Annotated in this window: 10 protein-coding genes; 3 read left to right on the forward strand and 7 right to left on the reverse strand. The window is 62.1% G+C overall.

From position 1 onward, the window contains the following. Positions 1-217 precede the first annotated feature (217 nt). The gene (locus ACQKP1_RS14075) at positions 218-1588 is read left to right on the forward strand and encodes a putative bifunctional diguanylate cyclase/phosphodiesterase (RefSeq protein WP_427275723.1); all 1371 of its coding nucleotides are present in this window, start codon (positions 218-220) and stop codon (positions 1586-1588) included. A gap of 17 nt (positions 1589-1605) precedes the next feature. Here ACQKP1_RS14075 and ACQKP1_RS14080 read toward each other — a convergent pair whose 3' ends face one another. The 4 genes from ACQKP1_RS14080 to ACQKP1_RS14095 form a co-directional block, all read right to left on the reverse strand. Next, positions 1606-3045: a coniferyl aldehyde dehydrogenase gene (locus tag ACQKP1_RS14080; protein ID WP_427275724.1), complete on the reverse strand. Its 1440-nt coding sequence runs from the start codon at positions 3043-3045 to the stop codon at positions 1606-1608. A gap of 531 nt (positions 3046-3576) precedes the next feature. After that, positions 3577-3831 carry a GlsB/YeaQ/YmgE family stress response membrane protein gene (locus ACQKP1_RS14085; protein ID WP_203017000.1) on the reverse strand — a complete coding sequence of 85 codons (255 nt, stop codon included), beginning with the start codon at positions 3829-3831 and terminating at the stop codon, positions 3577-3579. A 378-nt stretch (positions 3832-4209) separates the two neighbouring features. Beyond that, positions 4210-6771, reverse strand: coding sequence for a GcvT family protein (locus tag ACQKP1_RS14090; protein ID WP_427275725.1), 2562 nt, complete (start codon positions 6769-6771; stop codon positions 4210-4212). Positions 6772-7000: 229 nt separating this feature from the next. After that, positions 7001-7432 (reverse strand): pyridoxamine 5'-phosphate oxidase family protein, encoded by a 432-nt coding sequence (locus tag ACQKP1_RS14095; protein WP_427275726.1) that lies wholly within the window; start codon positions 7430-7432, stop codon positions 7001-7003. A gap of 237 nt (positions 7433-7669) precedes the next feature. On the opposite strand from ACQKP1_RS14095, the gene ACQKP1_RS14100 reads away from it, so the two are divergent. Next, positions 7670-8203, forward strand: a complete 534-nt coding sequence (locus tag ACQKP1_RS14100; protein WP_203017009.1) for a DUF992 domain-containing protein — start codon at positions 7670-7672, stop codon at positions 8201-8203. A gap of 91 nt (positions 8204-8294) precedes the next feature. On the opposite strand, the gene ACQKP1_RS14105 is transcribed toward ACQKP1_RS14100, so the two are convergent. Further along, entirely contained in the window at positions 8295-9758 is a 1464-nt protein-coding gene (locus tag ACQKP1_RS14105) for a protein adenylyltransferase SelO (RefSeq protein WP_427275727.1), read from the reverse strand. A 90-nt stretch (positions 9759-9848) separates the two neighbouring features. Then, positions 9849-10532, reverse strand: coding sequence for a glutathione S-transferase family protein (locus ACQKP1_RS14110; protein ID WP_427276457.1), 684 nt, complete (start codon positions 10530-10532; stop codon positions 9849-9851). Between the two features lie 197 nt (positions 10533-10729). Between ACQKP1_RS14110 and ACQKP1_RS14115 the strand changes: the two genes are divergently transcribed. After that, positions 10730-11227: a hypothetical protein gene (locus ACQKP1_RS14115; RefSeq protein WP_427275728.1), complete on the forward strand. Its 498-nt coding sequence runs from the start codon at positions 10730-10732 to the stop codon at positions 11225-11227. 131 nt (positions 11228-11358) lie between these two features. On the opposite strand, the gene ACQKP1_RS14120 is transcribed toward ACQKP1_RS14115, so the two are convergent. Then, positions 11359-12237 (reverse strand): CsgG/HfaB family protein, encoded by an 879-nt coding sequence (locus tag ACQKP1_RS14120; RefSeq protein WP_427275729.1) that lies wholly within the window; start codon positions 12235-12237, stop codon positions 11359-11361. Positions 12238-12243 lie beyond the last annotated feature (6 nt).

Genomic DNA, 12243 nt, shown 5'->3' on the forward strand with positions numbered 1-12243 from the left:
GACCGTCAAGGTCCGGCGGGGCGGTTCATCGCGAGATGGGCCGCCCCGAACACCGTTCGACTTGCGAGACTTCTTGACGAACAGAAAAACTTGATCATCGAGATACATGGTTTCTTTAGCGGGCTAAGTTAGGGTATCCTGAATTTCAGCCTCCGAAAGCACTTGGATCACCGTGCCAGAGAGGCCTAACCCGGGGCCCGAAGGGACGATTTTGCGGATGATGTTCGGCAAGGGCAATCACAAGGACAAGGCGGATCGCGTCATCCGGGTCTATCAGGCCGTGACCCTTGCCGTGGGTGGCTTCGCACTGTTCTGGACGGTGATATTCCTGGTCAGGGGCTACCCTCTACTGGCCTTCGCCGAATTCTTTCCGGTGATCGCTGCCCTCGTCTGCTTCGCGCTCGTCACCCGCCGACGGCTTGATCTCTTTCTTCTCGTTGCACAGATCAGTTTTCTCTTTTTCGTCATCGGCTTCTGCCTGATGTTCGACGTGCCGCAGAATGGCGCGCCGCGCGTCACCCATCTCTTCCTGCCGGTGCTTGGCATGCTCGCCTACATCAATTATCTGCGACGCCCGTCCCGCCTGCAACTGTCGGTGATCGCTGCAAGCCTCATCGCATTTGTCGTCCTGCACGCCGCCGATCTGCGGCTCCCCTTCGCCCAGCCGGTTCCCCCGGACCTGCACCGCATCGGCGTCTGGCTCAATCCAACCATGGCCGCCCTCATCTTCTGCACTGCCATCTACGCCTTGCAGCAACGGCTCTCCGCGCCCCGCGGCATCGCCCGGGATCTGGTGGCAGCTCTCCGGCATGGCGAGCTCAACCTCGCCTACCAGCCGCAGGTCGATGGGAAGGGCGATATCACAGGCGCCGAAGCCCTGCTGCGCTGGCATCACCCAGTGAAGGGTCCCATACCGCCTTCCACCTTCATCCCCGCCGCCGAAGAAGTTGGGCTGATGCCGCTCGTCGGCAGTTTCGTGCTGGAGGAGGCGATGGCGACGCTTTCCCGCTGGCAGGCCGACCCTAAGCTCGGGCGCCTCACACTTTCCGTCAATGTCAGTGCCAGCCAGTTCAACGAGGCCGATTTCGAAACCACGCTGCGGGACTTGCTCGCCCGTCACCGCATCGATGCCACACGTCTAAGGCTCGAACTCACCGAAAGCGTCTTGATCGCCGGACCCGAACCCGTGGCGGAAAAAATGGCCTCCCTGAAGAAGCTCGGCCTCACCTTCTCGCTCGACGATTTCGGCACCGGCTTTTCCTCGCTCGCCTATCTGCGCCGCCTGCCGGTGAGCGAGCTGAAGATCGACCGCAGCTTCGTCACGGCCGCCGCCGAAAACGACCGAGATGCAGCCCTCGTTCGCTCCATCCGGGCAATCGCCACCGATCTTGGGCTCGAAACCGTCGCCGAGGGCGTCGAGACCCAGGCTCAGCTCGCCTTTCTCAAAACGACCGGCTGCCGGGTCTTCCAGGGCTATCTCTTCGGTCGGCCCATGCCGCTTGCCGAATTCGAACTCTCGGTGCTGGCCCCGAAGCCGAAGCCAATGCCTGCCCCGGAACGGCCCTCGCCCCGCCTTGCCGCCGGCTGACCGAAAAACCTGATCACTCAGCCGAAGCGGCCGAGCAGTTTCAGCATCCACTGCGCCATGCGCCCGTAGGGCGGATAGAGGAACTTCACGCCCGAGATCACCGACTGCTTCAGCACTGGCTTTTCCTTGCTGAGCGCCAGGAAGCCTGCCTCGCCGTGATAGGCGCCGTAACCCGAAGCACCCACGCCGCCAAACGGCAGATCGTCCTGGGCCAGATGCAGGATCGTGTCGTTGATCGTCACGCCACCGGCAATCGTACCCGTGAGGACACGCTCCTGCGCCGCCTTGTCGTCGCCGAACCAGTAGAGCGCCAGTGGCCGGTCGCGCCGGTTGATATAGGCAATCGCCTCGTCCAGCGTGTCATAGGGCACGATCGGCAGGATCGGCCCGAAGATCTCTTCCGACATCACCGCAGTCTCATCAGGCGCACCGATCACGGCCACCGGCGAGAATACCCGTCGCTCGCCGTCATGCGGACCACCTAGCTCGACCACCTCCGCACCTCGGTCGCGCGCCTCCTCGACCAGCCGGGTGAGCCGCGAAAAATGCCTTGGGCTGATGATCGAGGTGTAATCGGCATTGGCAGGAAGCCCGGGATATTGCCTGTTAACCTCTGCCTTAACGGCAGCGAGGAAGTCCTGGACCCGCTCGCGCGGCACCAGCGCATAATCGGGCGCCACACAGGTCTGGCCGGAATTCAAAAGCTTGCCCCAGACGAGGCGCGGCACGGCCTTGTCGAACTGCACGGAAGCGTCGAGAATAGCGGGCGACTTGCCGCCGAGCTCGAGGGTGACAGGCGTCAGGTTGTTGGCGGCTGCTTCCGCAACCTTGCGGCCGTTGGCGGTTGATCCGGTGAAGATCAGGTGGTCGAAGGGTGCAGCGGTAAAGGCGGTCGCCACCTCAGGCCCGCCGGTGACGACGGCCACCTCGTCCTCGGCGAATGTCTCGGCAACGGCCTTGGCCAGCACTTCGGAAAAGGCCGGCGTCAGCTCGGACGGTTTCAGCATCGCCCGATTGCCGGCAGCAAGCGCGCCGGTCAGCGGCGAGAGCATCAGGTTGAGTGGATAGTTCCAGGGGGCAACGATGCCGACCACGCCGAGCGGCTGTCGCAGAATGACCGCCGAGGCAGGCTTGCCCGTCCAGGCGAGCGACACGCGGCGCAACCGCATCCAGCGCTTCAGATGCTTACGCGCGTGGCGGATCGCGGCGCGCACCGGCACGATGTCGGTGAGCGTGGTAACGACGGCCGGCCGATTGCCGAAGTCCTCAGAGATTGCCACGGCGAAACGCTCCTGCCAGGCTTCAACCATCCGATCGAGCCGCGCCAGGCGATCGTCGCGGATGGCATGGCTTGGGGTAACGTCAGCGGCCCAGGCGGCTTTTTGGGCGGCAAGCAGGGATGCGATGCGCGCGGCCGGATCTGCGATCTCTGCTTTCGGCGATACCTGTCCGTCCATGGCCGTTTCCTTCTCATTGTTCTTCTTGTTCAATGTGGGCAGTTTACGGTGGTTTGTTCAAGGGAGAACGAATTGTTTTTGGGGCCCTCTCCGCTTGTAGGAGAGGGGCCCAAAATCGAGGTTTAGCCCGATCAGGGCTAAACCTCAGATTTTGTTGGTGAGGGGATTGGTGATGGTGGCACGACGAACGGACCCCCTCACTTGCGAAATCTGAAGTTTAGGCGGCTTGCGCTCGCCTAAGCCTTCGATTTCGCTTTCTCCCCCACCAAGGGGGAGATGCGTTCCGCGAATGCGTCTCGACACCCTCATGCCGAGGTGCCCGCGTGAAGCGCGGGCCTCGAAGCATCCCTCTTTCCACTGTATAGCTGGCCTCGCCCATCGAGGCCCGACGAGGTCGGGCACCTCATGGACGGCTCCAAGTCTATGAAAGAAAAAAGGGCGAGGATGAAATATCATCTCCGCCCTTGTTTTCATTGGGAAATGTCTCGAAGCTCCCCCTCGCTCTGCGAAGATCGAGGCGGATGACGCGATTTATCGTCGAACCATTCTACCGACGGCAATCAGCATGCAGGCGCCGATGAAGCCGATGATCAGATAGGCGATGGCCCCGGCAAAGGCCACGTTGAACACGGCGGCCAGGATGAAGTTGAGCGCGATGGCGCCCACGATACCCAGAAGAATGTTCATCACGAGCCCCATATTGCTGCGCATGAACCGCTCTGCCAGCCAACCGGCGAGGCCGCCGATCACGATTGCGCCGAGAATACCCACGCCGTTCAGATCCATCGTCTTATCTCCATTGTCGTTCGAATGATGGAACAATGGTTCCTGGCGACAAATGTTCCTCTTTGGTCTGCCCCTCTTTCACACGCCTGGGAGAAGCCGGAGCCCGCCGCTGGCTCAGAATGCTAGGTTCTTGCCCCTCAGCCTACCTTCTCCCCCGCAGGCGGGGAGAGGGAGGAGCCAAGCGGTGGCGGTCGTATCCTTCTCCCCGCCTGCGGGGAGAAGGTGCCCGCCCTTCGACAACTCAGGAGGCGGATGAGGGGCGAAGGCCGCATGTGCGATGGCTATCTCAACTTGCGGGAGAGGCGCCTAGCTTCTTGCAAAAACCCGCCGGCCTCTCGACCGACGGGTCCATAACTCACTGAGCAAACCTCCCTGCCCTCAGCTGCGCGGCTTCAGATTCTCCGGATCATAGAGCGGCTTATACCCCACTGCCGCGACCTCGACCGGGAAGCTCTCGGCGAAGTATTCCACGTTCAGCTTCCGCCCCACTTCGCAATACTCCGCAGGCAGATAGGCGAGCGCGATGTTCTTGCCGATCGTCGGGCCGAAGGCGACGGACGTCGTGTAAGAGCGCCGTCCGAGGCTGTCGACGAGCACCTCGCCGGTGGCGGAGTCAACGACCGGCATGGAGCCGACGGGGTAGCGGGCGACACCTGACTTGTCGACATTGTCGGTCATCACGAGCGTGCAGAGCATGGCCGGCTGCTGTGCTCGGGCCTTGTATTCGAGATGCTTGGCCTTGCCGCGGAAATCGGCTTCCTTGACCTTCGGGCGCGCCAGATCGGCTTCGATCAGGTTGTACTGGGTCAAGAGATCGGCGTTCTGCAGGCGCAGGCTCTTTTCCATGCGGCGCGAGTTCGCATAGGTCTCGACACCGAAGGCCATGACGCCGGTCGCACGCAGCGCATCCCAGACGGCAAGGCCATCCTCGTATTTCATGTGCAGTTCCCAGCCCTGCTCGCCGACATAGGAGATGCGGAAGGCAGTGACGGATTTGCCGGCGAGTTCGATCTGCTTGATCGCGGCGAAGGGGAAGTTTTCGGGGTCCAGACCAGCCGGATCGGTGACGGCCTTTTTCAGCGTATCGCGGGCGTTCGGGCCCCAGATGCCGATGGTGATGTATTTTTCCGACGTGTCGGTGATGGTGACGTCGAGGCCCCGATCTTGGGCGACACGCTTCATGTAGTGGAAGTCGCGCGGGCCGGCATCGGCGCCGTTCACCAGGCGGCAGCGGTCGGCGAGGCGGAAGACGGTGAAGTCGGCGCGCACCATGCCCTCGTCGTCGAGGAAGTGGGTATAGATGCCCTTTCCGATATTCGCGTCACCGCCGATTTTCGCGGCGCAGAGCCATTCGAGCAGCTCGACATGATCAGGGCCTTCGATGTCGACCATGTGGAAATGAGAAAGATTGACGATGCCGCAATCCTCGCTCATCGCCAGATGTTCGGCATTCGAAACACGCCAGAAGTGTCTGTTATCCCATTCGTTTTCACGAACCGGAACGCGGTCGCCATACTTTTCAAGAAGGTGTTCGTTGGCAGCATAGCCATGCGCACGCTCCCAGCCGCCGAGTTCCATAAAATAGCCGCCGAGCTCGACCTCGCGTTCATACATCGGCGAGCGCTTCGCGCCGCGACCGGATGCATAGGGTTCGCGGGTGTGGACCGCCGGGAAGTAAATCTTCTGGGCGGCCTCGTAGCAGCGGCCGGCGATGAAGTCTTCGGTCAGCTGGTGCGGATAGAAGCGGGCGTAATCGATCGAGTTGTGGTCGATCTCAGTGCGACCATCCGTCATCCAGTCGGCAATCAGCTTGCCGTAGCCGGGGCCGTCCTTGACCCAGATGGCGACGCAATACCAGAGCCCGCGCACCTTCTGGCTTTCGCCACACGAAGGTCCGCCGGCAGCGGAGACCTGCAGGAGGCCGTTAAACGAATGGCTCTCATTGTAGCCGAGTTCGCCGAGGATCGGGGTGAGCTCCATGGCGCGCTCGAGCGGCTCGAGGATCTGCTCCATGTCGAGGTCGCGCTGCGAGGGCGAAAGCCGCGCCTCGTGCTTTTCGAGGAGCTCGCGCGGATGGCACATGCGCGGATTGTGCTGCTCGTAATAGCCCCATTCGATCTGGCCGCCCTCTGATGTCTTCGGGTCGCCGGTATCGCGCATATAGGCGGAATTGCCTTGGTCGCGCAGCAGCGGATAGCCGATATCCTTGCCGGTGCCTTCGAACTCGTTATACGGACCGAAGAAGGTCAGCGGATGGTCGACCGGCATGACGGGCAGGTCTTCGCCGACCATTTCGGCAATCAGGCGGCCCCAGAGGCCGGCGCAGACGACGACGTGATCGGCCATGATCGTGCCGCGATGGGTGACGACGCCCTTGATGCGACCATTCTCGACGATCAGCGACTGGGCCGGCGTATTGCCGAACATCTTGAGCTTGCCGGACTTTTCAGCCGCATCGACGAGCTTGCCGGCAACGGTCTGTGAGCGGGGAACGACGAGGCCGGCATCCGGATCGAACATGCCACCCATGACCTGATCTTCCTCGATCAACGGGAAGAGCTTCTTGATCTCCGGCGGAGAGACGTAATGGGCGCGGGTGCCGAAGGCGCGGGCCGACGACAGCTTGCGCTTGATCTCTTCCATCCAGGTATCGTCGCCGGTACGGGCGACTTCGAGACCGCCGATGCGGGCGTAGTGGCCCATTTTCTCGTAGAAATCGATCGAATACTGTGTGGTCCAGACCGAGAGGTAGTCGTGGGAGGTGGTGTAGCAGAAGTCGGAGGCATGGGCGGTCGAGCCGATATCGGTCGGAATGCCGGACTTGTCGATGCCGACGATGTCATCCCAGCCGCGCTCGATGAGATGATGCGCGATCGACGCGCCGACGATGCCGCCTAGACCGATGATGACGACTTTCGCCTTGGTCGGAAACTCTACCATAGCCTTGTGAACCCTGATGTCTGGGAGTGGATGATGTGGCACCGATCTTAAGAGGCGGGCAAAGACAATTGCAGCCTGTCTGCGACATTCTGCAAGAGACCCACGACCCGTTTGCACCGCAAAATCCGTCTGATCGCGGCGCGATGGGCGGAAGGGATGTCGCATCGGGAACGAGAATGGGCGCCGACAACAGTCGACGCCCATTTAATGTGTTTGCCGCAGGTGAAAATCAGACGCGGATCACGCCATTGTCCTCGCCATCCCAATACTGGATGGTCTCGGCATGCACCTTGATCATGATGATGCCGGGTGTGTCCATGCCCTCGGGGAACCAGCGATCGAGATCCTTGGTCCAATGGGCTTCGAAGACGGCCTTATCGGCAATAAGGCTGCCGCGACCTTCGACGGCGACGAAGATGCCAGGCTTTCCGAGCAGGCTGGGCGGGGCGGTGAATGTGAGCGACACGGTCGGATCGGCCGTCAGTTCGCGGATCTTGCGGGTGTCGGTATAGGAGAAGAAGTAGCTGTCGCCGTCATAGTCGACATCGCCGTTATTGCTCATCGGTCGGCTGGCGATGGCGCCGAATTCGGACTTGGTGATCATCATGCAGAAGTCGATCTTCTGCATCTTCTTGGCGAGTTCGGGAAGGGTGAGCGTCATGGGGGCCTCCGGCTTGAGTGTCCGGGACAAGCGCCGAACGGCGCAAATGTTCCGGCAAGGAAAGCCCGGCGCGGCGCCGGTTCTCCTTAGGCCGATAAGCCGGTGGATCGCCACCTTGCCGCCTATCTTCAGCCTCAGTTGGATCAATCTTTGCCGATAGGCGTTGTTCCACGCTGTCCGAGAAGCCGAAAACGGCCACCCTCCCCGCGGGCAGCAGAACATGGAAGGAGAAATCCCATGAAGAAATTCGTTACGCTCACCCTCGCCGCCCTCCCCGTCCTCACCTCGGCCGGCATCACCACCGCCGCAGACATGACCGGCGCGGCCCCTGCCCCCGTCGTCATCGAAAGCGACCGTGTCGGCGGTGTTCGCATCGGCTACCTGGATTGCCAGATCGGCGGCGGCTTCGGCTATGTCCTCGGCTCGGCCAAGACCGCCGATTGCGCCTTCACCTCCGTGATCGACGGCGAGCCGCTCGACACCTATTCCGGCTCAATCAAGAAGTTCGGCGTCGACCTCGGCTTCACCACCCAGAGCCGCGTGGTCTGGGCCGTCTTCGCCCCGACCGCCGGTTACCACAAGGGCTCGCTCGGCGGCCTTTATGGCGGTGCGACTGCGGAAGCGACCGTCGGTGCCGGCATCGGTGCCAATGTGCTGTTCGGCGGCACCTCCGGCTCGATCCACCTGCAGCCCGTCAGCATTTCCGGCCAGATCGGCCTGAACATCGCTGCCACCGGCACCTCGATGACCTTGCAGCCGTCGGCAATCTGATCGGTCGCATTCGTCGGTCAATAGAAAAGGCGCCTCGGAAGGGGCGCCTTTTTTTCCGTGCTGCGTCTCACTCACCGACGCGAAGGGTAACTTAGGTTCCGCAGAAGGTTCGCGTGACCCGCTCGTCTGGCGTCGGGGGCACGCGCAGGTCAGCGATGTCGGGATCCTCCACGTAAGGATTGGCAAGCGCCTCGACCAGCCGGTGGAAGAAGGAGAAATCGCCGTAGACGGCAGCGGCAATGGCCTCCTCGATCCGGTGATTGCGGGCGATCAGCGCCGGATTGACCGCCTCCATCGCCGCCTGGCGCGCGGCGGCGGTGCGATCATCATCCATGCGGGCCTGCCAGCGGATGATCCAATCGGACAACCCCGGCGGCGGCACGGTGAAGAGATCGGTGAACGTTTCGACGGCCGCCCCGCCAGCGACCTTCGACAGAGTACGAAAGGTCAGCGTGAAATCGGCCTCACCCTGGTGCATCAGTTCAAGGAGATCGGTGATCAGCAGCCGATCGTCCGGGCCCTCGCCCGTGAGACCGAGCTTGGACTTGAAGAGTTCAAGCCACGCGTCCTGGAAGACGTCGCCGAAGGCTTTCAAGACACCGTTCGCCGCCTCGATCGCCTTTTCCTCGTCCGCATCAAGCAGCGGCAACAGGCATTCGGCAAGCCGGGCGATATTCCACTGACCGATGCCGGGCTGGTTGGCATAGGCATAACGGCCGCGCTGATCGATCGAAGAAAAGACCTTGCGCGGATCATACTCATCGAGAAATGCGCAAGGGCCGAAATCGATGGTCTCGCCCGAGATCGCCATGTTGTCGGTGTTCATCACCCCATGGATGAAGCCGATCGAGAGCCAGCGGGCGATGAGCCGTGCCTGCCGTTCGGCGACCATTGTCAGCATCGCGAGGTAAGGGTTGTCCGTCTCGCGCGCCTCGGGATAATGGCGATCAATCACGTGGTCTGCGAGCGTCTGAACCGCCTGTTCGTCGCCTTGGGCGGCAAAGAACTGGAAGGTTCCCACGCGGACATGGCTTGCGGCAACACGGGTGAAAACCGCACCTGGCAGCATGGTCTCGCGGACGACCCGTTCACCCGTCGAAACGGCGGCGAGCGCCCGGGTGGCGGGGACGCCGAGGGCGGCAAAGGCTTCCGACACGATATATTCCCTAAGCACCGGGCCAAGGGCTGCCATGCCGTCGCCATTGCGCGAAAAGGCCGTCGGGCCCGAGCCCTTGAGCTGGATGTCGCGGCGCCTGCCGGCACGGTCGATGACTTCGCCGAGCAGCAACGCGCGCCCATCGCCGAGCTGCGGATTGAAATGGCCGAACTGATGGCCGGCATAGGCCTGAGCCAGAGGCTCGGCGCCAACCGGAATCACCTGTCCGCCGAACACCTGCGCCAGCCGCCCCTCATTAACATCCTCAAGATCGAGCCCGAGCTCCTCGGCCAGCACATGATTGAAGCGGATCAGGCCGGGCGCCCTTGCGGCGGCCGGCCTCGCCGGTCGATGAAAACTCTGTGGCAGCCGGGCGTAACTGTTGTCGAAGGAAAACAAAATGGCACTCCTTGTCCGTGGGGGCGGACATGTGTTGGGCTTTCTTTCAGATATGGGATCGCCACCCGGGCAAACAAGCCGAAACGCGGCTCACTCCCGTGGTTCAGGCGGGAGCAAAGCCCCTCTTTCAGCGGCGAGCGGTGCGAAAGGTAGCGAGGGCGCATCGAGGCCGGCGAAGGGATCGGACCACGCAGGCAGCACCTCCAGCCGACGGTACCAGGCATAGACCGCGGGGTAGTCGATGAGCGGCAGCCCCGCAACGTCGTTGAAGGGCAGGAAGCTCGCCATCCGAAAATCGGCATAGGAAAGGCCGCTGTCGAGCAGGAAGGGCCGCGCCTTGAGTTCGATCTCCAAAATGCCGGCCGACTGTCGAAAGGTCTTGAGCCCCTCCTCTACCCTTGCTGCATCGACAGGGCCGATCCCGTAACGTTGTTTGGTCCCATATTCGAAATGCACCATGTCGCAGGCACGGACGAAATTCGCCTTGCCCCAGCTCAGCCAGCGGATCATGTCCGGCTCGTCCTCATCCGTCCGCCAGAAGCCTGTGCCCGAAAGCCGGGACAGCCGGCAGGCGATCGCATCAGCCTCCCACAGGCTGCGCCGCCCCTCCTCTTCGAGGATCGGAATGGAGAGGCTGGGATTGAGCGACAGGTAGCGCTCCGCCTGGCCGGGCGCGAAAGGCGCGGCGAAGACGAACTCGATCGGCACGCTCAGATGACGGGCGACGGCCACGGCAAGCCGCGGATTGGGATTGCGACTGTAATGCAGTGTCATCATTGAATTGCGCCTCTCACCTATGCCTCCAAGGACAGGGAGCCATGGAACACGCAGTCGGTCCAGTCCCATCAGCTCAAAACGACCAGGATTGGACCAGGACTTCAGCCCGACAGACCACCACATCATCTTGCGGGCGACGCCACCGACGCAGTACGACTGAAGACCTCAACACGTACCTGTCTTGCGAGAACCAGATGCGCCCCGCCCGAGACCTGATCGCCGCTTTTCTTCTGCCGCTATCGCTGCTTGCCGGTTGCACGACGACAGAGGATGCCAATCGCGCCCTGCAGTCGCGCTGGATCGGCCAACCCGTCGAGCGCTTCTTTGCAGCCTATGGTCCGCCGGAGAGTGAATATCCGCTGTCATCCGGCAAGATCTACACATGGCGCGGCGGCGACAAGACACGCTACATCCCGCCGACGTATTCGAGCCCGGAACCGGACCGCACCATCGTGCGCACGGAAACCCGCACCGACGGATCCGGCCAGACGGTCGTGACCCAGACACGCGTCATAACCCGTGATCCCTTCTGGGAATCCGAGATGATCACGCCGCCGCAATATCAGCAGCTCTTCTGTGAGTTGCAGATCAATAGCGATACTGCAGGCGCAATCACCAGCATCCGTGCCAGCAACGACACCGACGGCGATGGCTTCAGCCTGTCGCGCTGCGCAGAAGTACTGGGCGTGTAAAAGTGACCCAGCAGCAGCGCCTTCAACGGATTGAACGGAAAACGTGAGCGAAAACAAGCGACGCCCAGACCCGTTCAAGGATGAAGGAAGACGCTACGGACTGCGCCACACCAGCTGCCGTCAGCCCGAGCTCAATTGGTCGAGGCGACCACTGCGGTCTCGGCCCGATCGTCCTGGGACGCCTTGGGCAGATAGACGTCGCAGGCGCCCTTGTGCCCGGTCAATTCCTTGACGAGATCATAGGTTGCATCAGCGAGTGTCCAGCGAATCGCGGCCTGCAAGCCTTCCTGTGACTTCGTGCCAATCTTGATGTCGAACAACTCATCGGAGAAGAAGCGGAAGACGGAGGCAAAGACTTCGCGTCCGACGGCCTGCTTCGAATAGGATTTGGCCTTGACGATGCGTGTCGACTTGGTGTCCGTGACCCGGATGTCGACGGCCGCTGTCACGGCAAACCGACGGGCGCCACCGCCGCCGCCACCCACGGTTGCCTCGAGGCCGCTGGAATAGGTGTTGAAGTCGAGCTGCGTGATCACACCATCGATGACATAGTCGGAGCCGCGTAGCGCCCCCTTGACGAGGGGGCGGAACGGCAGGCTCTCGTCGCCGACAACCACATTGCCGCCGTCGCCCAGGATCTGCTCACGGGCGCGGGCGATCTCCCATTCGGAAACAGCCGTGTTTGACCGATTAACCTGTTTTACCCCAGCCTTCTGCAGTAGCGAGACCATCATTCCGGCGCTGTCGCGCGGCAGGTAGTTGCCTGCTTCTTCGGACGAATAGCGGCCAGTCTGGTCGGTGATGACGTGGACGGCAAACATGCGCGGGTAGCGCTGAACCTCGGGCGTCTTGCTCAGGCATTCAAGCGCTGCGTCGACCGGCGTACGCGTGGCAATCGGCACTGGCCCAAGGAAAGGTTCCTTTGGGGCCTTCTCGGCCGTCTGCGACTGGCATGCGGCGAGCAACAGGACGGGGGCGAGCAAGAGACTGCGGATTTTACCAGAAGTCATGCCCCA

The sequence above is a fragment of the Allorhizobium sp. NPDC080224 genome, from assembly GCF_050281005.1.
Lineage (GTDB): Bacteria > Pseudomonadota > Alphaproteobacteria > Rhizobiales > Rhizobiaceae > Allorhizobium.

Bases quoted from the DNA above. Each gene is read 5' to 3' on its own strand.
- ACQKP1_RS14075 (WP_427275723.1), top strand. From the start codon at position 218: ATGATGTTCGGCAAGGGCAATCACAAGGACAAGGCGGATCGCGTCATC.
- ACQKP1_RS14080 (WP_427275724.1), bottom strand. From the start codon at position 3,045: ATGGACGGACAGGTATCGCCGAAAGCAGAGATCGCAGATCCGGCCGCG.
- ACQKP1_RS14085 (WP_203017000.1), bottom strand. From the start codon at position 3,831: ATGGATCTGAACGGCGTGGGTATTCTCGGCGCAATCGTGATCGGCGGC.
- ACQKP1_RS14090 (WP_427275725.1), bottom strand. From the start codon at position 6,771: ATGGTAGAGTTTCCGACCAAGGCGAAAGTCGTCATCATCGGTCTAGGC.
- ACQKP1_RS14095 (WP_427275726.1), bottom strand. From the start codon at position 7,432: ATGACGCTCACCCTTCCCGAACTCGCCAAGAAGATGCAGAAGATCGAC.
- ACQKP1_RS14100 (WP_203017009.1), top strand. From the start codon at position 7,670: ATGAAGAAATTCGTTACGCTCACCCTCGCCGCCCTCCCCGTCCTCACC.
- ACQKP1_RS14110 (WP_427276457.1), bottom strand. From the start codon at position 10,532: ATGACACTGCATTACAGTCGCAATCCCAATCCGCGGCTTGCCGTGGCC.
- ACQKP1_RS14115 (WP_427275728.1), top strand. From the start codon at position 10,730: ATGCGCCCCGCCCGAGACCTGATCGCCGCTTTTCTTCTGCCGCTATCG.
- ACQKP1_RS14120 (WP_427275729.1), bottom strand. From the start codon at position 12,237: ATGACTTCTGGTAAAATCCGCAGTCTCTTGCTCGCCCCCGTCCTGTTG.